General features: G+C 55.5%; 19 protein-coding genes and 4 pseudogenes. 10 read left to right on the top strand and 13 right to left on the bottom strand.

The features are described from left to right. Positions 1–3 precede the first annotated feature (3 nt). Positions 4–195 (bottom strand): annotated as a pseudogene (locus AB1E37_RS12035) (hypothetical protein); the annotation flags it as partial. Between the two features lie 153 nt (positions 196–348). Between AB1E37_RS12035 and AB1E37_RS12030 the strand changes: the two are divergent. Both AB1E37_RS12030 and AB1E37_RS12025 read left to right on the top strand, forming a co-directional pair. Next, positions 349–705 carry an ASCH domain-containing protein gene (locus AB1E37_RS12030; RefSeq protein WP_014343081.1) on the top strand — a complete coding sequence of 119 codons (357 nt, stop codon included), beginning with the start codon at positions 349–351 and terminating at the stop codon, positions 703–705. Between the two features lie 202 nt (positions 706–907). Beyond that, the gene (locus tag AB1E37_RS12025; RefSeq protein WP_072001692.1) at positions 908–1807 is read left to right on the top strand and encodes a hypothetical protein; all 900 of its coding nucleotides are present in this window, start codon (positions 908–910) and stop codon (positions 1805–1807) included. A 445-nt stretch (positions 1808–2252) separates the two neighbouring features. Here the strand turns inward: AB1E37_RS12025 and AB1E37_RS12020 are convergent, their stop codons facing one another. After that, positions 2253–3053 carry a helix-turn-helix domain-containing protein gene (locus AB1E37_RS12020; protein WP_024622652.1) on the bottom strand — a complete coding sequence of 267 codons (801 nt, stop codon included), beginning with the start codon at positions 3051–3053 and terminating at the stop codon, positions 2253–2255. A 92-nt stretch (positions 3054–3145) separates the two neighbouring features. On the opposite strand from AB1E37_RS12020, the gene AB1E37_RS12015 reads away from it, so the two are divergent. Beyond that, entirely contained in the window at positions 3146–3871 is a 726-nt protein-coding gene (locus AB1E37_RS12015; protein ID WP_032447580.1) for a type 1 glutamine amidotransferase, read from the top strand. A 134-nt stretch (positions 3872–4005) separates the two neighbouring features. On the opposite strand, the gene AB1E37_RS12010 is transcribed toward AB1E37_RS12015, so the two are convergent. After that, positions 4006–4209 (bottom strand): hypothetical protein, encoded by a 204-nt coding sequence (locus AB1E37_RS12010; protein ID WP_165453462.1) that lies wholly within the window; start codon positions 4207–4209, stop codon positions 4006–4008. Positions 4210–4215: 6 nt separating this feature from the next. Then, positions 4216–4749, bottom strand: a pseudogene (locus AB1E37_RS12005) (SDR family NAD(P)-dependent oxidoreductase); the annotation flags it as partial. A 325-nt stretch (positions 4750–5074) separates the two neighbouring features. Here AB1E37_RS12005 and AB1E37_RS12000 point away from each other — a divergent pair. Beyond that, positions 5075–5584: an isochorismatase family cysteine hydrolase gene (locus AB1E37_RS12000; protein WP_032447581.1), complete on the top strand. Its 510-nt coding sequence runs from the start codon at positions 5075–5077 to the stop codon at positions 5582–5584. A gap of 60 nt (positions 5585–5644) precedes the next feature. Here AB1E37_RS12000 and AB1E37_RS11995 read toward each other — a convergent pair. The 4 genes and pseudogenes from AB1E37_RS11995 to AB1E37_RS11980 form a co-directional block, all read right to left on the bottom strand. Next, positions 5645–5734: pseudogene (locus AB1E37_RS11995) on the bottom strand (LysE family translocator); the annotation flags it as partial. Positions 5735–5844: 110 nt separating this feature from the next. After that, positions 5845–6465: a histidine phosphatase family protein gene (locus AB1E37_RS11990; RefSeq protein ID WP_004189986.1), complete on the bottom strand. Its 621-nt coding sequence runs from the start codon at positions 6463–6465 to the stop codon at positions 5845–5847. A 219-nt stretch (positions 6466–6684) separates the two neighbouring features. Further along, complete coding sequence (locus AB1E37_RS11985; protein WP_004176101.1) at positions 6685–6909, bottom strand: hypothetical protein; 225 nt, start codon at positions 6907–6909, stop codon at positions 6685–6687. A 202-nt stretch (positions 6910–7111) separates the two neighbouring features. Continuing rightward, complete coding sequence (locus AB1E37_RS11980; protein WP_004189983.1) at positions 7112–7879, bottom strand: helix-turn-helix domain-containing protein; 768 nt, start codon at positions 7877–7879, stop codon at positions 7112–7114. Between the two features lie 109 nt (positions 7880–7988). Between AB1E37_RS11980 and AB1E37_RS11975 the strand changes: the two genes are divergently transcribed. Continuing rightward, entirely contained in the window at positions 7989–8780 is a 792-nt protein-coding gene (locus AB1E37_RS11975; protein WP_004184144.1) for a sulfite exporter TauE/SafE family protein, read from the top strand. A gap of 88 nt (positions 8781–8868) precedes the next feature. Here the strand turns inward: AB1E37_RS11975 and puuE are convergent, their stop codons facing one another. From puuE to AB1E37_RS11960, 3 genes and pseudogenes are all read right to left on the bottom strand, one after another. Then, a complete protein-coding gene (puuE, locus tag AB1E37_RS11970) occupies positions 8869–9801 on the bottom strand; it encodes an allantoinase PuuE (RefSeq protein ID WP_004179983.1) in 933 nt (310 codons plus the stop codon). Next, positions 9686–10557: pseudogene (gene hpxA, locus AB1E37_RS11965) on the bottom strand (allantoin racemase). Before hpxA ends, puuE begins: the two are co-directional and overlap by 116 nt. Further along, positions 10557–11273, bottom strand: a complete 717-nt coding sequence (locus AB1E37_RS11960; protein ID WP_004179987.1) for a GntR family transcriptional regulator — start codon at positions 11271–11273, stop codon at positions 10557–10559. The pseudogene hpxA and the gene AB1E37_RS11960 overlap by 1 nt, the downstream one beginning before the upstream one ends. A 144-nt stretch (positions 11274–11417) precedes the next feature. Here AB1E37_RS11960 and AB1E37_RS11955 point away from each other — a divergent pair, with 144 nt between their 5' ends. Continuing rightward, positions 11418–12914, top strand: a complete 1497-nt coding sequence (locus tag AB1E37_RS11955) for an NCS1 family nucleobase:cation symporter-1 (RefSeq protein WP_021440172.1) — start codon at positions 11418–11420, stop codon at positions 12912–12914. A 101-nt stretch (positions 12915–13015) separates the two neighbouring features. Next, entirely contained in the window at positions 13016–14326 is a 1311-nt protein-coding gene (gene guaD, locus AB1E37_RS11950) for a guanine deaminase (protein ID WP_023301907.1), read from the top strand. Positions 14327–14424: 98 nt separating this feature from the next. On the opposite strand, the gene AB1E37_RS11945 is transcribed toward guaD, so the two are convergent. Beyond that, positions 14425–15681: a sensor domain-containing diguanylate cyclase gene (locus AB1E37_RS11945; protein WP_032447583.1), complete on the bottom strand. Its 1257-nt coding sequence runs from the start codon at positions 15679–15681 to the stop codon at positions 14425–14427. A 398-nt stretch (positions 15682–16079) separates the two neighbouring features. On the opposite strand from AB1E37_RS11945, the gene AB1E37_RS11940 reads away from it, so the two are divergent. From AB1E37_RS11940 to AB1E37_RS11930, 3 genes are all read left to right on the top strand, one after another. Next, a complete protein-coding gene (locus tag AB1E37_RS11940) occupies positions 16080–17120 on the top strand; it encodes a LacI family DNA-binding transcriptional regulator (RefSeq protein WP_004148452.1) in 1041 nt (346 codons plus the stop codon). Positions 17121–17312: 192 nt separating this feature from the next. Next, a complete protein-coding gene (locus AB1E37_RS11935; RefSeq protein WP_032447584.1) occupies positions 17313–18236 on the top strand; it encodes a TIM barrel protein in 924 nt (307 codons plus the stop codon). Between the two features lie 13 nt (positions 18237–18249). Then, positions 18250–19422 (top strand): Gfo/Idh/MocA family protein, encoded by a 1173-nt coding sequence (locus AB1E37_RS11930; protein ID WP_032447585.1) that lies wholly within the window; start codon positions 18250–18252, stop codon positions 19420–19422. 37 nt (positions 19423–19459) lie between these two features. Here the strand turns inward: AB1E37_RS11930 and AB1E37_RS11925 are convergent, their stop codons facing one another. Then, the gene (locus tag AB1E37_RS11925) at positions 19460–20566 is read right to left on the bottom strand and encodes a DUF4056 domain-containing protein (RefSeq protein WP_002905531.1); all 1107 of its coding nucleotides are present in this window, start codon (positions 20564–20566) and stop codon (positions 19460–19462) included. Positions 20567–20617 lie beyond the last annotated feature (51 nt).

The raw sequence follows: 20617 nt of genomic DNA, 5'->3' as shown, positions 1-20617 counted from the left end.
TCGTCAGCTCCCCTGCGGTACTGGCCGACGGGGGATTTCCACCGTTGCGGCTTTTGCCCTGCTGCTGGAGTAAATCAAGTACAGCGCGATACCCAGGGAGACAATGGCGCCGATTCGGCTCATCGAGAATGGAATCGACGCATTGTCCAGCCAGCCGAAGTTATCGATCAAGGTCAGTTTTGAGCGAAGAACGGACCACACTATCTAAAGAATGATATCGCCTATTATGTTGGGACCGCTCATGTTAAAAAAGGGATAGCTTTTCTTTTCATTGACGATAACGAAGGAATTTTCATGGTTGAGGTTGAGGAAATAAAAAAGAAATATCCCGGCGCAGATGCCTGGCAAATGGGTGACAGTCCGGAACTGGCTAACGAGCTTGCTGACCTGATCAAAAAAGGGATCAAAACGGCCTCTTGCGGATCTTTTGCCTCTTACCAGCAGGAAGAATCCGCCCCGAGAATCGGGAGTTATAACATTATTCTTGATGGTCAGAATGTTCCAGTTTGCGTGATCAGACTGATTTCGATGCAGCTGGTTCGTTTTTGTGATGTCACTGAAGCGTTCGCCCGCAAAGAAGGTGAAGGCGATTTAAGCCTTGAATACTGGAAGAAAGAGCATCAGAGATTTTTCAGCTCTGAAGGTCATTTTTCTGAAGATATGGAGTTGATCGCAGAAGAATTTGAAGTGGTTGAGGTGCTTTAAGGCAAGGTCAACGGGCTGACGTTTTATCACTGGCCACTCATAACACTGTTCGCTTCTGGCGCGGAGCGGACAAGCTGTCGAGCTAAAGGTCCGCATTGAGCAAGGAGCTGACGTGCCAGCTATAATTGGTAATAAAATGAGAGTAGAACTATTCTGATTTGTTTAAAAAAACATTTTTACATCCAAGGGCAAAATATTTTTTATGCTATCTTACATGCTATCTCAATATGCCAGGCTACCTGTGCCTGAAGTTACTCTACGTTCATGGTTAAAACAATGGTTGTCAGAGCAGGAATCGAGGTGTACAGACAGAAGTTTCTCGGCGCGATTTCCCTGGAGAGAAACTGGATTATGTCAGGAATATTTTTTACAACGAAAACTCAAAATTGATGGAAAGCAATTTCTTACTGGCCCCCGTTATCAGGGCGGAAATATTAACAAACCTTTTATTGATATTGTAGGTATGGATTCTGACCTAAATCATACTGCATTAGAACTCATTAGTAAGGAATGGTCACAACTCAGAGCTCAGTATGTCCGCATTCTTGTACCCGGCCAGTCCTTCCTGCAGGGTATTCCCGACCAGTATATATATGCCGCGTCTTTTTCTGAACCCCCTGAGTTCAATGATAAATCTCTTACTTTGCAAGTGGCGACATACGAAGATTTTGACTGGTGTTGTCAGGCCCTGGGTGATGCCTATAAGCATACATGGCAGACAGTTCGCGAACTGTCTGCAAGCAATTTGGTAGCAGTTGATAACGAAGAGTTGTGTGACCATATTTCAGAGAGAGAAGTATATATTATCTATGAAAACGATGTTCGCGCCGGGTTGCTAATATGCCAGAAAGGAAACCTCGCTTTTCTGAGAGGATATCGTATTACTGACAAAGTAATACTTCCTGCTTTTCGTGGTCGATCATTGTCGGCCCGAGCGCAACGCCTGCTGTACCGATTATTAACTCATTCCGATTCGGAACTATCTTTGTATATGGGCACAATTATTCCGCAGAATATCCCCTCGATGAAAACTGCAGAAAGAGCGGGACGAACTTGCATCCTAAGTTATCAATTTCTACCCATCTGCAGAACCCACGATTAACAGCAATGCTAATTTATCTTCAGCCTACACAGGGGACGTCCAGGGCCCGGGAGTACTCCCCTGGACGCATTAATGGGCAGGATGTGATTGTTGCGCAGGCTATCATATGGCGTGAGGTACAGCAGAATCAGGCTTCGTAGCAATGAGGGGCTCACAGCGTCCGGAATCCACCCGGTGCCGTAAATCACCGTAAGGTCTGTCATAAGGTAATTTCATCACGCATCGCGACACCTTTTTTCTTCATGCAGGCCTTCTCTTTCACGGTTTGTCAGAACTGTGGACCGCAGTAATCTCCACTCCGTGCTTTAATCAATGAGAGTGTGTCGGGTGCAAATTAAACTACCTTTCTCAACAGCAAAGGCGGGATACCCCTGCCCTCGCAGGGTTTCTGCGTCTGGTAATATGCCCATGACAGTCTCAAAGACCGCTTTGAGGGTTTCCCGGTTTAAGGCACAAAATCGCGTGGCGTTGCCCCCAAAATGCAGCGAAAAGCAGCGGTAAAGGCCGCCGGGCATGAGAAACCAAGCTGGTAAGCGACCTGTTTGATTGGAACACCGTTCGCGAGAAGATCCAACGAAGCGCAAATTCTGGCTCTCTGCTTCCATGTTCTAAAACTAAAGCCTGTATCCTTCATAAACAATCGGGAAAAGGTCCGTTCCGACATGGCCGACATAAAAGCCAGCTCGCTCAGCGATGCTTCCCAGCGCTGATTGACCAGTAGCGATCTGGCAGCGCTGAATAATCGCTCATCATTCGGCATGGGAAGCGCCATCGTTAAAGGTGGAGCCTCGCTGAGAATTTCCAGAAGCAACAACGCTATCTTCCGTTGACTCGGTCTGGCGTAGTCCTCACTGAACAGCCCAGCGATAAGCTCTTTGACTAAGGGCGTAGCCGTGATCACATGCACCTGTTGACTCTTCGTAAAGCTCGTACATTCTGCGATAAGGCTACTGCTGAAATAGATCGCCCTGAGATCGGTTTGTGAAAGCAGATGATAACTATGGATATGCAGAGGCGGTAGCCATAATGCCCGTTGAGGAGGGATCACCCAACGGTCGCTCTCTGTTTGCACCAGCATAACCCCTCTGGTGGCGAAGAGTAGCTGCCCCTCAACATGATGATGGGGAGGATCTGCCTCGCCGCGTTGATAGCTTATCGCAGTACTGGACCAGCCTGTGGTTTCATCATGTCTTGGCGCTTTATCTATACTACCTGGCATTTCAGATTTAGCCCCTGCCATTATCATATCGAAACTGGAACCACCCGGAGTAGAGCCTTAGGCAATGGGTGCGTGACTTATCATCCTGATCATCAAAGATATTACAGGAGCTTAACCTCATGCGTGTACACTTTATCGTACATGAAAGTTTTGAAGCCCCGGGCGCATATGAAACCTGGGCAATAAACCAGGGTCATGATGTAACTTACTCACGCGTCTATGCAGGCGATCGGCTACCTGATGACGCCGTAGGCATCGATTTTCTTATCGTTATGGGCGGTCCGCAAGATCCTGACACCACGCTTGAAGAGTGCCCGCACTTTAATGCTAAAGCGGAACAGGCGCTGATTGCTTCCGCGGTTAAAACCGGTAAGGCGGTGATCGGTATCTGCCTGGGTTCACAGCTAATCGGTGAAGCGCTGGGCGCGCCGTTCTCTCATAGCCCGGAAAAAGAGATTGGTAAATTCCCGATCACATTGACCGAAGACGGCAGGAAGGATGAGATGTTCTCTCACTTTGGGAAAACACTGGCAGTGGGTCACTGGCATAACGACATGCCAGGTTTGACGCCGGAGGCTAAAATTATTGCTTACAGCGAAGGCTGTCCGCGGCAGATCGTTGCCTATTCAGACCGCGTCTTTGGTTTCCAGTGCCACATGGAGCTCACATTGGACGTTGTAGAACGGCTGATCGCTCATTCTGAGAAAGACCTGAGCCGTGCAGCAGAATATCGTTTCGTTGACACGCCTGAAGCGCTCCGGGCGCACGATTACAGTGAAATGAACCAAGTGCTTTTTGACTTTCTGCATAAGCTGGAAGCACGTTACAAAGCAGCGCAAGCATAATGTTATGCTCGGTGAGCTTGCCATCGGTTTTGATTTTAATGTCCGCTCCTGGCACAGAGCGGACAAGCTATCTGAGTTGAAGGTCTGATATGAGCGATCAGCGGACGTTGGCTACACTGTTAAACGTCGCAGACTCAGCTTCTGACTGCCAGTTTTTCGCGAGTTGGGCCTTCAAAGTAGATGCTCCTGATATGGCAATTACGGGGTTGAGTCAGCACAAAGCGAATTGTTTCCCAGACTGAACGCCCATTCATCAGACGTTCCCCCATTTTGGGCTGGCTATCGACAAACGCCTCTAACCCTGTCAGCTCGAAATCCGGGGGATACAACCCAGTCACACGTATATTTTCTTTAGACAACTGGTACGAAAGTTTAGTTGTAAACCCGCTAAGCCCGTGTTTACTGGCAAAAAAAGCGGGGTGCGCAATTGAATCTGTAAAATTAGGAATCCCACATGAAGATATAATTGAGACGATATCCGCACTTTCTGAACGTCTTAACCCGGGTAGCAATGCCTGAGTCAGCAGAATAGAACCTGTCAGGCCTGAACTGATAGTATTTATGATTTCTGTGTCTGATTGATCGTCTAACGTTCCTGAAAGCCACTGAGCAGCATTGAGGATTAAAATGTCTATGGGCTTGTCTAAAGTTAATAACTGTGAAGAAAACTGAGAAAGGGATTCAGGGAGGGTTAAATCACAGAGATGCCCTTTCGCCATTCCGCCTTCAGCCGTAATGATACTGCAAGTTTTTTGAATGTCATCAGCGCGCCTCGCGCAAAAATCCACCTCGACGCCTTCTCGCGCTAACCATACGCTCAGCGCCTGACCAAATCCCGTGCCACCACCGGTAATTACAGCTCTTTTACCTCTCAGCATCTTCATCCATCCTTTATTAATGAATAGGGGGGAATGTAGATATATATGAGGAAGCAGATTGACATCTTTCAGTTAGTGCCATTTTTTGACGATAGGGATAAGTTGTACTGCTACATTTCCATCGCGCTCCTGTGGGCATGCAACATCCGCTCCTGGCACTAGTCTGCCGTAAAGGGCAGCTTTAAGGGAGGAGCGGACGAGCTAACGCAGGTGAAGATCCGCTGTGAGCGAAAAGCGGATTTTTGTCGTTCTGTCATCAAAACTGGCGACTTATATTAGGATATCGCAATACCCCTCGCCCTCAGGCTACGTCTGCTTGAATTGATTGCCTCAAGAAGGCGGAGGCGGCTTTCCGCTGATTGCCGCTACGCGCACAGCAGGCGTACCGGTCATTTATGTCAGCGTCGGATTCCGCAAGGGGTATCCAGAGGTCAGCAAAAACAACACTATCTTCGCTTCGATTAAGGAGAATGGAGTTTTTATGGCTGATAACGAGAGCACGGCTATTCATCCTGATGTTGCTCCAGCAGAAAATGAAGTCGTCATCGTCAAACGCAGAGTCGGAGCTTTCTCGTTTACTGAACTTGAGATGATCCTTCGTGCTCAAGGCATCGAAAACCTGATTCTTACGGGTGTAACTACCAGTCGTGTGGTGCTTTCCACAGTCGGACAAGCTTTTGATCTGCATTACCGCCTTATCGTTGTGAATGATTATTGCGCAGATCCAGATCCTGACACCAATATGTTTTTACTTAAAAAAGTTCTACCTCAACATGCTTTTGTTACCAGTTCCTCTGAAATATCAAAACCTGGGCATAAAACTATGAATTTCTGACGTCAAAAAACGGGAGGATATAACCGGGGATCCCCAGTCATCTGAACGTCCGCTCCTGGTGGCGATAGTCAGCATCATGTCTGGCCCAGGAGAAATCTCCAGAAGCGTCAGTGCGAGAAGGAAAGTCATAAACGTTTCGATGGAAGGCATCCTGGTAGAGTCCGAAAACATATTTCCGCTACGTTACCTCCGTTCGATGCGGGCAAGAAGCGGACGTTGTACTTCAATCATCATCGATTTGAATGACAGCAAGGTAACGGCTAATCCAGGTGACGTAAATGTGTCGCGATCCCCCAGCTTAGAACGGTACAGCTTCCATTAATCAGCTCGAAAACGGCGTAACTCGCATTGGGTTGTGCATAGCGGTGAAAATCATCCACAGATCCACTTTTTAATGTCGCAAGCACGCCCTGAATGACCTGCCCGTGAGACACAATACATATTGTTCGATGATGATGTTTTTTTTCCAGACTGGATAAAAAATGTATCATTCGCTGCGAAGCATCTGAGAGAGACTCCCCCCCTGGCGGACAATACTCTGCATCCAGGGTGAATAATGCTTCTGCGGCGTCCGGATTATTTTGCAGCAGCGCTACGGTTGTCATGCCTTCAAACTGACCAAAAGCCTGTTCTTTCAGAGCCGGTTCAGCTATCAGTGAACAATAAAAACGCTCAGCCAGGCGCTGTCCCATTTGCCAGGCCCGGCCAAGTGGAGACGCGTAAACACATTCTACCCGGTAATCACTCTCTGCAAACGCTGCCAATAAAGCTGATGTTTGACGCTCCCCACGAAGCGTCAATGCGCTATCACTGTGTCCCTGAATAATATTTTTTACATTCCATTCTGTTTCCGCGTGTCGAACCAGTATCACTTGCATCATTGCAGGGTCACATAAGCCGTTATTTGAAATGTTATCATCTAAAAACCCTCCTTTGATATGCAGGCAAGTTCTCAGCTCTCGACGAAAAACAGGAACAAGTGTAGCTGATAATGGTTATGTTCAGCTTCAGAAGTGACGTAGTTATCGACGTTAACGTCTGCTCTGGCACAGAGCGAATGCTTCCCCTTGTCGACGCGAAAAGCAACTCTGCCCATGCCTCTATCTCAGTAAAACCTGAATCAGCTGCACGACGATATACACTCCCGCTACCACCTGTATGATTCGAAATCCCCATCTCAGATAGCGCCATTGATAACGTTCGCTGGCATCAGCCGCTTCAATCGCGGGATCATAGCGTTTTCTTTTCCTGGTTCTGAAGGTATCGAATCCCCACAGGATGAGAAGAATGATGATGATGATTTTTTCAACGATAAGATGGTTCACAAAGAGAGACTCCGGTCTTCTCACGGTTACAGGCAGAATAGATAAACCGCCTGGATGTAGCCACCACTAAATGTAGGGGTACCTGAAAACGAAGCCAGGCCTTCCTGGATTATCTGTCTTATGACCGCGTAAACGCATAGCAACGCCATAAAAGCGACATTCATTTCCGACACATGCTGCGGGAGTCCCCTTCTCCGACGCCTCAGGCTGGGTGATAAAACGACGGCGGCTGCCCGGTCACGCGGCGGAACATGGTGGCGAAAGAGGACGCATTGTCGTATCCAAGGGATAATGCCACTTCGTTCACCGGTTTGCCTGCTATCAACCATGCCAGGGCGCTCACCACGCAGGCTCGCTGTCGCCAGGCGGAAAACGACAGGCCCAGCTGCTTCAGGAAATGGCGGCGAAAGGTACTAGGACTCATAAACAGCGCCCTGGCCCAGCGCGCCGCAGGATCATGGATAGAGGGGTTAAGCAAAAAAGCCTGACAAAGCGCCAGCAGCGCCGGATGCTGCGGCAACGGTATGTCAAATTCGCGGACCGGCATGGCGGCCAGTTCCAGCAACATCAACTGTATCAGCGTGCGATCGCGTGGGCTGTCGTACAACGGTGGTAAATCCACAGCCTCAAGCAGTAGCTGGCGCAACAGCGGCGAGACGCTGATCACTTCGCAACGACGGTGTTTAATGAAAGCGGCCACACAATCTGGCTCAATATACAAGCTACGCGTGGTCACCCCTGCAAATCTGACGGCATGCACGGTTTCAGGGGGGATCCAGACAGCGTGTTGCGGAGGAACCACCCATTCTCCGTCTTGCGTAGTGACATACATCAGTCCGGTCGCGCCATACAGTAGCTGTGCGCGACGATGCTGGTGCGGGGGCAGGATAAATCCCTGCGCATAGTCATTACCTAACGCCACCACATCACGATCGAGTCGATCGAACTCGTCAATTTTTACGTTGCGCACACCTGCCTCCCTCTGACCGATTTACAAAGGTAATTGAGCGCTACGCAAATGGGAAGCAGTACGCGACCGGTATAAGCTGCTCGCTCATTTTCAGGTCGGGGATACTCTCTTGAATGAGATCGTTATTATTGCGCTGGCAGGCTTTACTACCGGCATTACCACGGTGCTGTTCGGCTTCGGCGGCGGCTTTGTGGTGGTGCCCTTTGTCTATCAACTGATGCTCCGGCAGCCGGCGATCGCGGGCAACGCCATGCATGTCGCAGTGGCTACCTCAACGGCGGTGATGATATTTAACGCCGGCTGGGTCAGCTATCGAAACTGGCGGGCGGGCAGGCTTGCCGCGCAGACGCTGTTTCCGTTGTTATGGTTTATTGCCATTGGGGCGGTGGTGGGCTCCTGTCTGGCGGGGATATTGAGCGAGAATATTGTTCGCGCGCTGTTTATTCTCTATATGCTGGCAACCATCAGCGATTGTTTGTTGCGCAAGGGTTTTTTCACGGGCAGCGCTCGGCGTCGCCTGTCCCTGCCAGTGGTCACCGGCGGCGGTGTGATTATCGGTACGATCGCCGCATTGCTGGGCGTGGGCGGCAGCGTCATGACGGTGCCCCTGCTACGGCGACACGGGTATGCAATGCAGGAGTGCGTTAGCGCATCCAACCCGCTTTCTTTGCCCGTGGCGCTATGCGGGGCTGTGACCTATGCCGTCATTGGCTGGCACAGCATTCCGCTGAGCGGATTTCTGGGGTTTATCAGCCTGAAAATTTTAGGCCTGCTCGTCCTGACCGGCTGGGCCGGGATAGTGTTTAGCCGCCGGGCAATCCCTGCGGTACCTGATGTATGGTATGCGCGCATCTATGTGCTGCTGCTGTGCCTGGTACTCCTCGCCATGCTTATTCAATAATCAAATTACATTCTGGTAAACCGGTGTAACAGACGCGACCGGGCGGAGCCCTCTCCCTGAAGAGAGGGCCAGGATCAGGGGCAACAAGCTACCCGCGATACGGATGGGTTTCGCGCCAGTGGTCGGCAATCTGCTGCCGGGTGCAGACCCACACCTTGTCGTGCTGCTGGATATAATCAAGGAAACGCTGCAGCGCGCGGAAACGGCCTGGACGCCCAAGCAGTCGGCAGTGCATCCCCACGGACATCATCTTCGGTGCGGTTTCACCCTCGGCGTATAGCACGTCAAAGCTGTCTTTCAGATAGGTATAAAACTGCTCCGCGGTGTTGAATCCCTGGGCGGTGGCGAAGCGCATGTCGTTGGCGTCGAGGGTATAAGGCACGATCAGGTGCGGCCGCTGGCTGCCGTCGCTGCAGGCCACTTCGCTCCAGAAAGGTAAATCATCGCCGTAATAATCGCTGTCGTAATCAAAGCCGCCGTGCTCCACCACCAGCTGGCGGGTGTTAGGGCTGTCGCGGCCGGTATACCAGCCGGTGGGCGGTTTGCCGAACAGGTCGGTCAGTACCTGCACCGCTTTTTGCAGATGCTCGCGCTCCTCGGCAATATCCATGTGCTGATAGTGGATCCAGCGCCAGCCGTGGCTGACCACATCGTAATCCGCAGCCTTGATCGCCGCCACAATCTCCGGATGCCGCGCCAGCGCCATCGCCACGCCGAAGACCGTCAACGGCAGCCCGCGCTGGCTGAACTCGCGATGGATGCGCCAGAACCCTGCCCGGCTGCCGTACTCATAGAGTGAATCCATCGACATATGGCGCGCCGGGTAGCTGGCGGCGCCGATAATATCGGACAGGAACTGTTCCGAACCCGCATCGCCATGCAGGACGTGATTCTCCGCGCCTTCCTCATAGTTGAGGACAAACTGCACCGCGATCCGCGCCCCGCCCGGCCAGCGCGCGTGCGGCGGCTCCCCTGCATAACCTCGCAGATCGCGAGGATAGTGTTCCTGGTTCTCTCCCATCTCCTGCCCCTTTTAAAATGGATTTAACGACTGAAACTGTCCGCTTAACGCTTTTTTCTCCGGGAACGCTAAGTCCCCATGCTTGCTGGTCGCCAGGCCCAGCGCGACCAGCGACTCCACCATCTTCACCGCCGCGCTGACGCCATCGATCACCGGCACCCGCAGCTCGCGGGTCAGCTCCTGCGCCAGGGTCGCCATCCCGCCGCAGCCAAGAACAATCGCCCCGCTGCCATCCTCTTTCAGAGCGCGAATGCAGCGCTCACGCACTTTCTCCTGCGCCAGGCCACTGCCGTCTTCCAGCGCCAGCACCGGCAAGTCAATGGCGTGCAGCGCCGCGCAGTGTTGATGAAATCCGTACTGGTGCAGCAAATGACGGGCGATGATCAGCGTGCGCGGCAGCGTGGTCACAATGGAGAAACGGGTGGCGACCATCGTCGCCATATGCATTGCCGCCTCCGCGATACCGATCACCGGCCCCTGGGCCAGCTCCCGCGCCGCCAGCAGCCCCGGGTCGCCGAAGCAGGCGATCACATGCCCATCCACCCCCTGCTCGCGTCCGGCCCTGATCTGCTCCAGCACGCCGACCGCCGCGATGGCTTCGTCAAAGTGGCCCTCAATTGACGGCACCCCGGCGCGGGGACAGACCGCAAGGATCTCGGTGCCCGGTGCAGCGACCGCACGCGCAGCGGCGCCTATCGTTTCAGTCATCGCCAGGCTGGTGTTGGGGTTAATCACTTGTATACGAACGGAAGACATCACGACTCCTTGTGGCCGGCGAACAGCCGGGAAAAATCGGGCAGGCTGACGCCATCGCGCTCGAAGCACAGGCTGGCGACAATATGATCAAAATGGTGCATCAGCGCCTCGCTGAGCGGCTGCAGGGCTTTATCCCGCAGCAAACCGACCAGCTGCTGGTGATCGTCGCAACGGCAGCCCTGTCGCCAAGGGGCGCCCCAGGCGGCAATCACTAAAGAGGAGCGCTGGCTGAGGCGGGTCACCATCTCGGTGAGCACCGGGTTGCCGGAGATAGCCTGCAGCTGAATATGAAAGTCAGCGGAGTGGCGGATCGCCGCCGGGCCGTCGTGCGCCGCATGGGCCTGCTGTTCACGCTGAATAATGTTCTCCAGCGCCGCCAGATGCGGCGGCTGACAGCGCGCGATCACATCGGGGAGATTGGCGACCTCGAGCAGCGCCCGGGTGCGAAAGATCGCCTGGGACTCTTCCACGCTCGGGCTGGTGACGTGTGCACCACGTTTGGGCGTCAACGTGACCAGTTGCACAGCGGCGAGTCGTTGCAGCACCTTTCTGATGCCGGTGCGGCTCACGGCGAACACCTCCGCCAGCGCCTCTTCCGGCAGTTTGCTGCCCGGCGGCAGCTGATGTTCGACGATAGCCGTCATCAGCGCCTGGTAAATGCTTTCGTCCTTGTCCTGCAGCGCTGGCGCGGCCTGGAGACGATGTTCATTATTCATTAACCCACTCCGGTTTCACTTATCGATGGCAGATCGTATACATAAAATTTAATTTTTGTATACAAGATTCATCATTCTGGCCTGGATCCTGCAATAGCCTCAGCAATCCATATCAAAGGGTTTTCATTCAGAGGAGCAGGTTTCATGCCACATTCATCCCACACGCAGCAGACGAAGACTCACAAGGCGGCCGCCGGCTACAGTCCGCGGCTATGTAATGACGATCTGGCGCCGACCCGCGACCAGAACTGGAGCTGGTACAATATCTTTTCATTCTGGATGTCGGACGTGCACAGCATGGGCGGCTACGTAGTGGCGGCGAGCTTCTTTACGCTTGGGCTGGCCAGCTGGCAGGTTCTGCTCTGCCTGCTGGTGGGCATCTGTATTGTCCAGCTGTGCGCCAACCTGGTGGCGAAGCCGAGCCAGATGGCCGGGGTGCCTTACGCGGTGATTTGTCGTCAGGCGTTTGGCGTTTTCGGCGCCAATATCCCGGCGGTGATCCGCGGGCTGATCGCCTTTGCCTGGTACGGCATTCAGACCTATCTGGCGGCGAATGCCCTGATGCTGGTCCTGCTCAAGTTCTGGCCCTCCCTTGCCTCGCTGACCAGCAGCAGCTTTCTTGGGCTGTCGCCCCTAGGCTGGCTGTGCTTCGCCACTATGTGGCTGCTGCAGGCGATGGTGTTCTGGCATGGCATGAACGCCATCAAACGCTTTATCGATATCGCCGGTCCGGCGGTTTATGTGGTGATGCTGGCGCTGGCCGGCTGGATTGTATACAAGACTGGTCTGGACGGTATCTCCTTTACCCTCGCCAGCAAATCCCTGAGCGCCGGCGAGCAGACCTGGCAGATGATCACCGCCACGGCGCTGGTGGTCTCCTACTTCTCCGGGCCGCTGCTTAACTTCGGTGACTTTTCCCGCTACGGCAAAAGCATGGGCGAGATCCGCCGCGGTAACCGCTGGGGACTGCCGTTTAACTTCCTGCTATTCTCGGTGGTGACCGTGGTGATTGTCTCCGGCACCCAGTCGCTGTTCGGCAAAATGATCACCGACCCGATCGAAACCGTCAGCCGCGTGGGTAACGATCTGGCGGTGGCCATCGGCCTGCTGACCATGATCACCGCCACCATCGGCATCAATATCGTGGCTAACTTCGTCTCGCCGGCCTTCGATTTTTCCAACTGCGCGCCGCAGAAAATCAGCTTCCGTACCGGCGGGATGATTGCCGCGGTGGGCTCGATACTCCTGACGCCGTGGAACCTGTTTAACTCGCCGGAGCTGATCCACTATACCCTCGACGTGCTGGGCGCCTTTATTGGCCCGCTGTTTGGCATCCTGATCGCCGACTTCTACCTGATCAAACGCGGCCGGGTGTCAGTGGACGATCTGTTTGACGATACGCCGCAGGGTAAATACTGGTACCGCAACGGCTTTAACCCGAAAGCGATTGCCGCCCTGCTGCCGTCGGTGGGCCTTGGGCTGATTATCAGCTTTATTCCGGCCCTGCATGAAGTGGCGAACTTCAGCTGGTTTATCGGCGTCTTTCTCGGCGCCACCGCCTACCGCTGGCTGGCTCGCGACGAGCGTGAAGTGCAGGCGAAAGCCGCCTTCCGCTCCGGCGCGGTGGCGCAAAAAGAGTAACCTTCCCCTTCTGCCGCGGCGTCTGGCCGCGGCAGGCTGCAAACTGGCACCAATCTTGCTGTTTATCACTATTCCCAGAGCGTTAAGAGAAGGCAGGTTCGATGATGGATTACCAGACCGCGGTGCGCGGTGCATTTTTTGATATCGCCGGCGTGGCGGAGACCCCGGATGAGGTGGCCGCCCAGGCCCGATATCTCGATGATGGCCTGTTGTTCCTGCAGGAGGGGAAAATTATCGCCCTGCTGCCATGGCAGCAGGGGGAAGCCTTTCTGCATCCGCTGAAGGGCTATGTCGATCTGAGGGGTAAGCTGCTGCTGCCGGGGTTCGTTGATGCCCACGTTCACTATCCGCAGACCGAGATGATCGGCGCCTTTGGCGAACAGCTGCTTGAGTGGCTCACCACCTACACCTTCCCGGTGGAGAGCCAGTTTGCCGATGCGGAGTATGCCCAGGAGATAGCGCAGTTTTTTGTAAATCAGCTGATAAGCCATGGCACCACCACCGCGCTGGTGTTTTGTACCCTGCATCCGGCCTCGGTGGAGGCGTTATTCAGCGAAGCGCTGCGTCTGAATATGCGCCTGATCGCCGGGAAAGTGATGATGGATCGCCATGTGCCCGACTACCTGTGCGAAACCGCCGGGGAGAGCTACGAGCAGACCCGGGCGTTGATCCGCCGCTGGCATCAGCGCGGCAGGCTGGGCTATGCCATCACCCCGCGCTTTGCCCCCACCTCAACCCCGGGGTTGCTGGAGGCGGTGCAGCGCCTGCGGGCCGAGTTTCCCGACACCTGGCTGCAGACGCATCTCAGTGAAAACCGGGAGGAGATCGCCTGGGTTAAACAGCTGTGGCCTGAGCATGCGCGCTATCTGGATGTCTATCATCACTATCAGCTCACTGGCGAACGCAGCGTCTTCGCTCATGGGATCCATCTCGATGATGCCGAGTGGCAGTGCCTGCATGACACCGGGTCCGCCGTCGCCTTCTGCCCGACGTCGAATCTGTTTCTCGGCAGCGGGCTGTTCCGCCTGCCCGCCTGCTGGCAGCACCAGGTGCGGATGGGCATCGGCAGCGACGTCGGAGCCGGGACCACCTTCAGCATGCTGCGGACGCTGGGCGAGGCCTACAAGGTAGGACAACTGCAGAGCTATCGCCTGCGCGCCAGCGAGGCCTTCTATCACGCCACCCTTGGCGGGGCGCGCGCCCTGCGGCTGGAGGAGAAAATTGGCAATTTCCAGCCGGGCAAAGAGGCGGATTTTGTGGTGATTGACCCGGCGGTCACCCCGCTGCAGCGCCTGCGCATAGGCCGCTGCCATGACATTTATGAGCAGCTGTTCGTGCTGATGACCCTGGGTGATGAACGCAATATCAGCGAGACGTGGGTGAATGGCGAGCGGGTGTGGTGTCAGGACTGACCCCTCAGCCAGTCCCACTTCCTGAAAAGAACGAGAAAACGCACCATACCTTGTTTGCCACCTTAACGCAGGCTAACCCACTACAGGCGGGGGCTTATTCAGGCGGCGCCATCTCTACTGCGCCGTCGCTCAGAGCTGTCAAAAGGCATGCGCGTCACCCGATTACGCCCGTCATTTTTTGCCGCATACAGCGCTTTATCGACGCGGGAAAACAGTTGATCAACCGTTTCGCCGTCATGATGTTCAGCCACGCCGATGCTGACGGTCACCGACAGCGTCTGGTATTCGCTAACCGCCTGGCGGATCCCCTCCGCCAGTATCAGCGCGCGGCCGATCGGCGAACGGGGCAAAAAAAGCAGAAACTCTTCTCCACCCCAGCGATAAATTTTATCTTCGCGGTCGACCGACGTTTCCAGAATACGAGAGAGCACCAGCAGGACCTCATCGCCTTTTTGATGGCCGTGAATATCATTAATGCTCTTGAAATGATCGATATCGATTAACAGCAGACAATAACCCCGGGGGATAAAAGTTGGCGCCTCAACCAGACGGTGAAACTCCCGGCGATTAAGCAAGCCGGTTAACGGATCGTGGGCGGCGGAAAATTCCAGCTCTTTTTTCAGATGCACTTCTTCGGTGATATCGTGAATGATGCATAGCATCAGTCGAATATTATACAGCACCACCGGCCCGGCATAAGTTTGGACATGACGTAGCGAGCCGTCAGCCAGAATATGCGTAAAATTAAGCGGTTTATGACCGCCAGGCAGACTGGCAATATTATTCATAATGGGGATGACGTCCCGGCCCAGGGTATTTATTTGCCAGGTATGTTTGGTGCGCATTTCCTCATCGGAATAATGATAAAAACGTAGCGCGGCAATATTGGCATCGACAATCCGGCCATCTTTATGAGGGTCGATCAACAGCATCGGCGCGGTATTGGTCATAAAAAAGCGAGCGAAAAAGCCATTGTTACGCCGCTGGTAGCGGCGGGAGCCGGTATGAATCGACTGATTTTGCGCCAGCAGCTTCACGGCTTCAAACAGCAGCAAGCAACCACAGTCTTCGGTATCAATCAGGGTGGTTTTGCAATACACCGACTGCAACCCATTGGCGGTGGGTAACGTCCAGACTTCGAATATCTCGCTCATGGTGTCGAGATAGCGAAGGTAGTGCTGCAGTTGCGTTTCCGGACAGGTGGAATAAATACCGTTACGCATCTCATTGAGCGACATCTCGCCGCTCAATGTCCGGGAAGCCTGATTGGCATAGACCACCCTTTCGTTAAAAGGATGAACTACCCATATCGGGGTGCTTAAGACCTCAAAAACAGCCAGCTCTTTTAATAACATACAGGCCCCAAACCGACCCACTGCCGGCGCGGAACGGCACTTAACGCTGTGCAGCCCCAACGCTGGTTTAAAGTGAAAGCAAAATAGACACCGAGAAACCGCAATTACGCGCGAGCGCGCCAAGTATAGTCGGTTATGCGCCCAGTAAAGCCCTCTGAGGGTGACTTTGCGCGCAGTTTAACCAACAGAAGCGATGCTGCCTTTAATAATAATTTTATTTCAACAGCATAGCAGCAATGCCAGAACGGGTAGTCGCTTTTGATCACAGAGTGTGCATCGCCAACAGGGGTTACCCGGCAGGCGCAGCGGCATAGGCCAGGGCGGGCAGAGAGTCGCTTTTCTGCCCAGGCTAACCGTGATAGTTTCTATCATTACGCTCATTCATAGCGACAATTACCTTGAAAAAAATCGCCACTAAAATCACCCTTGCCGACATTGCGCGTGAAGCGCGCGTCGGCGTAGCCACCGTCGACCGGGTGCTCAATAAGCGCGCGGCGGTGAAAGAGTCCACGGCGCGGCGCGTGCTGGAGGCCGCCCGCCGGCTGGGTTTTACCCTCGAGCAGCCCCACTATCGCCTGGCTGCCGGCAAAGCGCCGGTCACGATCAGAATGGGCTTTATCCTGCTGCAGGAGAGCCACTCCTTCTACCTGCCGTTGGCCCGGGCGCTGACGCGCGAGGCTGCCCCATGGCTACCGGCGGGCCAGGCGCCGGTGATACTGCATTTTGCCATCGATGCGGTGGAAGCGATGGCTCAGGCCATTCACCGACTCAGCGATGAAGTGGAGGTGCTCGGCCTGGTGGCGCTGGATCACCCGCTGATTCGCCACGCGGTGGCCCGGGCCGCCGCCCGCGGCGTGCGCGTGTTCACCCTGCTTTCCGATCTGTCGGTCCCCCAGCGCAGCGGGTATATCGGCCTCGATAATCATAAAGCCGGGCGCACAGCCGCCTGGTTTATCGAGCGCTTATGCCGGGGGAATGGCGAAATTGGCATTATCATTGGCGATAATCGTTTTACCTGCCAGGAAAGCTGTGAGATCAGCTTTCGCTCCTGCCTGCGAGAACAGGGCAAGGGGCAACAGATCCTTGAGCCGGTTCGCAGTCATGAACGGGCGGATATCGCCAGGACCGTGACGGAACAGATGCTGACTCAGTACCCGGCCCTGCAGGCGATCTACGCCCCCTGCGGCGGCGTCGAAGGGATCGTCGACGCGCTGCGCGACAGCGGCCGTCAGCAGGAGATCGCTCTGGTCTGCCACGGTCCGCTCAGCGACAGTGAACTGGCCCTGATCGATGGCACCATCGACATCATGCTTAACCACCGGCTGGATGAGTTTGCCGCCGTTACGCTGCGCGCCATGGCGGACGCCGCTTCACGCCCCCATAGCGAGGTGATTTCACTCCCTCAGCCTTTCGATATCATCACCAAAGAAAATATGTAAATTTCCGGCTCCGTCTCCAGCGGAGACGGTTATCGGGCGGACCGCGCCACCTCTCGACTTGATAAAAAATTATCAAAAAATCCATCAATTAAAATCATGATGATTATCATAAAATCAAAATTCCATCATTGTTGATAATGAAATCTTTATTCAATACTCAGCGGCATCCCTTGTATGAAAAAGGAAGCCGACATGATACATCCTATCGCTAACGCCCCCTGCAGCTGGGGCGTCGATGACCCGAAAAACCCTAACCTCCCTGCCTGGGCTACCGTGCTTAAGGAGGCGGCGCAGGCTGGCTATCGCAGCATTGAGCTCGGCCCCTGGGGTTATCTCCCCACCGATCCGGCCAGCCTGCGCGCGGCGCTGGAGCAGCATCAGCTGTCGCTGGTCGCCGGCACGATCTTTGACGATCTGGTGAGCGAGGCCCATTTCCCCACCCTGGTGGCGCTGACCCATCAAATCTGCCGCAATCTGTCGCAGGTAGCCGCTGCCGAACCGATCCCGGGCCGCCCTTTCCAGCCGCCCTATCTGGTGATTATCGACTTCGGCAACCCCGAACGGGCGCGCTTTGCCGGGCGCGGCGCGCTGGCTCCGCGCCTCAATGACAAAGACTGGCAGCGCATGATGGAGCACATTATCGCCCTTAGCACCCTCGCCTGGCAGGAGTACGGTGTGCGGGCGGTTATCCATCCGCACGCCGGGGGCAGCATTGAATTAGCGGATGAGATCGAGCGGCTGGCCAACGATATCCCGCACAACGTCGCCGGGTTGTGTCTGGACACCGGACATCTCTATTACGCCGGGATGGATCCGCTCGACTGGCTGGATCGCTATTACCACCGCCTGGACTATCTGCACTTCAAGGATGTCGACCCGCAGGTTTATCAGCGCGCTATCCATGAAGGTATCGACTTCTTCACTGCCTGCGCCGAAGGGGTGATGTGCCCGCTCGGCAGCGGCGCCATTGACTATCCGGCTATCAAAGACTTTCTTGCCCGCCGGGGGTATCAGGGCTGGATAACCATTGAACAAGAGCGCGACCCGCGCCATGCCGCAGGCAGCCTGCAGGCGGTCACGGAAAGTCTGCGCTATCTGCGCGACGTCGGATTCTGACAGGAGGCACGACATGATTAACGGTTTAAAACCTCTCGACCGCACCCTGCGCTGGGGCATGGTCGGCGGCGGCGGCAGCAGCCAGATCGGCTATATTCACCGCTCTGCAGCGCTGCGCGATAACACCTTCACGCAGCTGGCCGGCGCCTTTGATATTGATGCCGAGCGCGGACGCCAGTTCGGCCAACAGCTGGGGGTGGATCCCGACCGCTGTTACGCCGACTATCAAAGCCTGTTCCGCAGCGAGGCTGCCCGGCCTGACGGCATTCAGGCGGTGTCAGTTGCCACGCCAAATAACACCCACTATGCCATCTGCCGGGCCGCGCTGGAGGCCGGGCTGCACGTGGTGTGCGAAAAGCCGCTGTGCTTCAGCAGCGAGGAAGCTGACGAGCTGGTGGCGCTCAGCCAGCGGCGGCGCAAGATTATCGGGGTGACCTACGGCTATGCCGGCCACCAGCTGATCCTGCAGGCCCGGCAGATGATCGCCGACGGGCTGCTGGGCGATATCCGTATCGTTAATATGCAGTTTGCCCACGGTTTTCACGCCCAGCCGGTGGAACAGGAAAATGCCAGTACCCGCTGGCGGGTCGATCCCCGCTTCGTCGGCCCCAGCTATGTGCTGGGCGACCTGGCCACCCATCCGCTGTTTCTGGTCGAAACCATGGCCCCGCAGCTGAAGATCACCCGGCTGATGTGCGCCAGACAAAGCTTCGTCAAAAGCCGCGCGCCGCTGGAAGATAACGCCCATGTACTGATGGAGTATGACAACGGGGCCATCGGCTCACTGTGGAGCTCCGCCGTCAACTGCGGTTCGATGCACGGGCAAAAGGTGCGAATCATCGGTGAAAAAGCCAGTCTCGAATGGTGGGATGAACAGCCCAACCAGCTACGCTACGAAATCCAGGGCGAACCCGTGCGCATCCTCGAGCGCGGTATGGACTATCTCGATCCGCTGGCGCGTCAGGATGATCGCATCGGCGGCGGCCATCCCGAGGGCCTGTTTGAGGCATGGTCGAATCTCTATCGCCGCTTCGCCATCGCCATGGATGCCGCCGACCGTCGCGACGAGGCGCTGCTGGCCGACTTCTGGTACCCGGACGCCCGCGCCGGGGCGTTCGGCGTCCGCTGGGTGGAAAACTGCGTGCGTTCTGCCGACAACGGTGCCTGCTGGGTCGACTTCCGCTAACTCGCCGGCTCAGGGCGTTCGTCCGGAGCCTTTACGGCTATTTTTCTGTCCGCGCCAGCTGGGTTTTATCCGCCTCATGGGCGCGGTCCGCCAGCCCCTGGAACGCTCCGGCGCCATAGTATTGCGCGGGAACCGGCAATGCCTGCATATCGTGCCCTGGATAGATCTGCAGTTCGCCGAGGTCGCGTAAGCGGAATCCCCCGACCTGCTCCGGCATGGTCAGGCGATACGGCGGCATGGTTTCGAATGGGACCGGCGTCGGCAGCCGGTTTTCCTGTAGATCGTAGTTACGCTTCAGTACCAGAAACTTATCCGGCACCCGCCGGTGACTGTTCCACCAGTCGCCGTCGATCTGCTGAAACATCGCTTCCGTCTCTCCGCGCGTCGCCACCAGCAGCCGGGTCAGCACTTGTTTCAGCGCCGCATCCATGGCCTGGTTATAATCCTCCAGCGAACCGCCGTGGCCGCTGAGGATGACATTAATCGCCAGCCTCGCGCCCAGTAAATTGGAGTAGAGATCCTCGGGCGAAAAAGCGGAAATCTCTTCGGAAAACCCGGGGACCGACTGGAAGCCATACCACTGGGCGATCTCATGCCACTGGGCGATTTCGAAGGCCAGATGCCCGGCGAGCCAGGCCGCCAGCTGATAGCGCTGCCTGACGCCCGCCGGCGGCGTAAAGGCATTCAGCTGCACGCGGCGCACGCCCAGTTCTTCACTGTAGAAGATCCGCCCCGCCTGACCCAGCGTCGGCGCAATACGATTGAACAGATAAAAGGTGTTGTCCGCCGTATCGCGCACATGGGCGATATCAATAAACCCGCCGCGGCGGGTATAGATAAGCCCGTTCTGCTCCTCGCTGAGCCCCAGCAGATTTTTCACCGCACCGAACGCGCTGTCGTTGTAATGGTGCTTACCCAGCGTACCCAGAGTCAACACATTACCGATCTGGTACATCGGGATCGGAATGCCCGCCGCGCGCACGTGCAGGTCGTAACCAAAAGCGCAGCACGGTCGCAGCGACTCCGGCGGCGGCAGCTCACCGAGGGTGGGCGCCGTATGGATCGCCGTCACGGCGGGTAGCACCGGATCCTGCGCCAGCGCCGGCAGCGCCAGCGCGAATAATAGCCAGAAGGCTTTACGCATCAACAGCCTCTCCACAGCAATAAAAGTGCGCGCATCTTACCGGCAGATAGC

It is taken from the genome of Klebsiella sp. Shm-1 (assembly GCF_040804525.1).
GTDB classification, from domain to species: domain Bacteria; phylum Pseudomonadota; class Gammaproteobacteria; order Enterobacterales; family Enterobacteriaceae; genus Klebsiella; species Klebsiella pneumoniae.
This window is presented reverse-complemented; position numbering and strand designations above follow the sequence as displayed.

Coding starts and splice junctions, on each gene's coding strand:
- AB1E37_RS12030 (WP_014343081.1), top strand. CDS start 349: ATGGGTGACAGTCCGGAACTGGCTAACGAGCTTGCTGACCTGATCAAA.
- AB1E37_RS12025 (WP_072001692.1), top strand. CDS start 908: ATGCTATCTTACATGCTATCTCAATATGCCAGGCTACCTGTGCCTGAA.
- AB1E37_RS12020 (WP_024622652.1), bottom strand. CDS start 3,053: ATGATAATGGCAGGGGCTAAATCTGAAATGCCAGGTAGTATAGATAAA.
- AB1E37_RS12015 (WP_032447580.1), top strand. CDS start 3,146: ATGCGTGTACACTTTATCGTACATGAAAGTTTTGAAGCCCCGGGCGCA.
- AB1E37_RS11990 (WP_004189986.1), bottom strand. CDS start 6,465: ATGATGCAAGTGATACTGGTTCGACACGCGGAAACAGAATGGAATGTA.
- puuE (WP_004179983.1), bottom strand. CDS start 9,801: ATGGGAGAGAACCAGGAACACTATCCTCGCGATCTGCGAGGTTATGCA.
- AB1E37_RS11960 (WP_004179987.1), bottom strand. CDS start 11,273: ATGAATAATGAACATCGTCTCCAGGCCGCGCCAGCGCTGCAGGACAAG.
- AB1E37_RS11955 (WP_021440172.1), top strand. CDS start 11,418: ATGCCACATTCATCCCACACGCAGCAGACGAAGACTCACAAGGCGGCC.
- guaD (WP_023301907.1), top strand. CDS start 13,016: ATGATGGATTACCAGACCGCGGTGCGCGGTGCATTTTTTGATATCGCC.
- AB1E37_RS11945 (WP_032447583.1), bottom strand. CDS start 15,681: ATGTTATTAAAAGAGCTGGCTGTTTTTGAGGTCTTAAGCACCCCGATA.
- AB1E37_RS11935 (WP_032447584.1), top strand. CDS start 17,313: ATGATACATCCTATCGCTAACGCCCCCTGCAGCTGGGGCGTCGATGAC.
- AB1E37_RS11930 (WP_032447585.1), top strand. CDS start 18,250: ATGATTAACGGTTTAAAACCTCTCGACCGCACCCTGCGCTGGGGCATG.
- AB1E37_RS11925 (WP_002905531.1), bottom strand. CDS start 20,566: ATGCGTAAAGCCTTCTGGCTATTATTCGCGCTGGCGCTGCCGGCGCTG.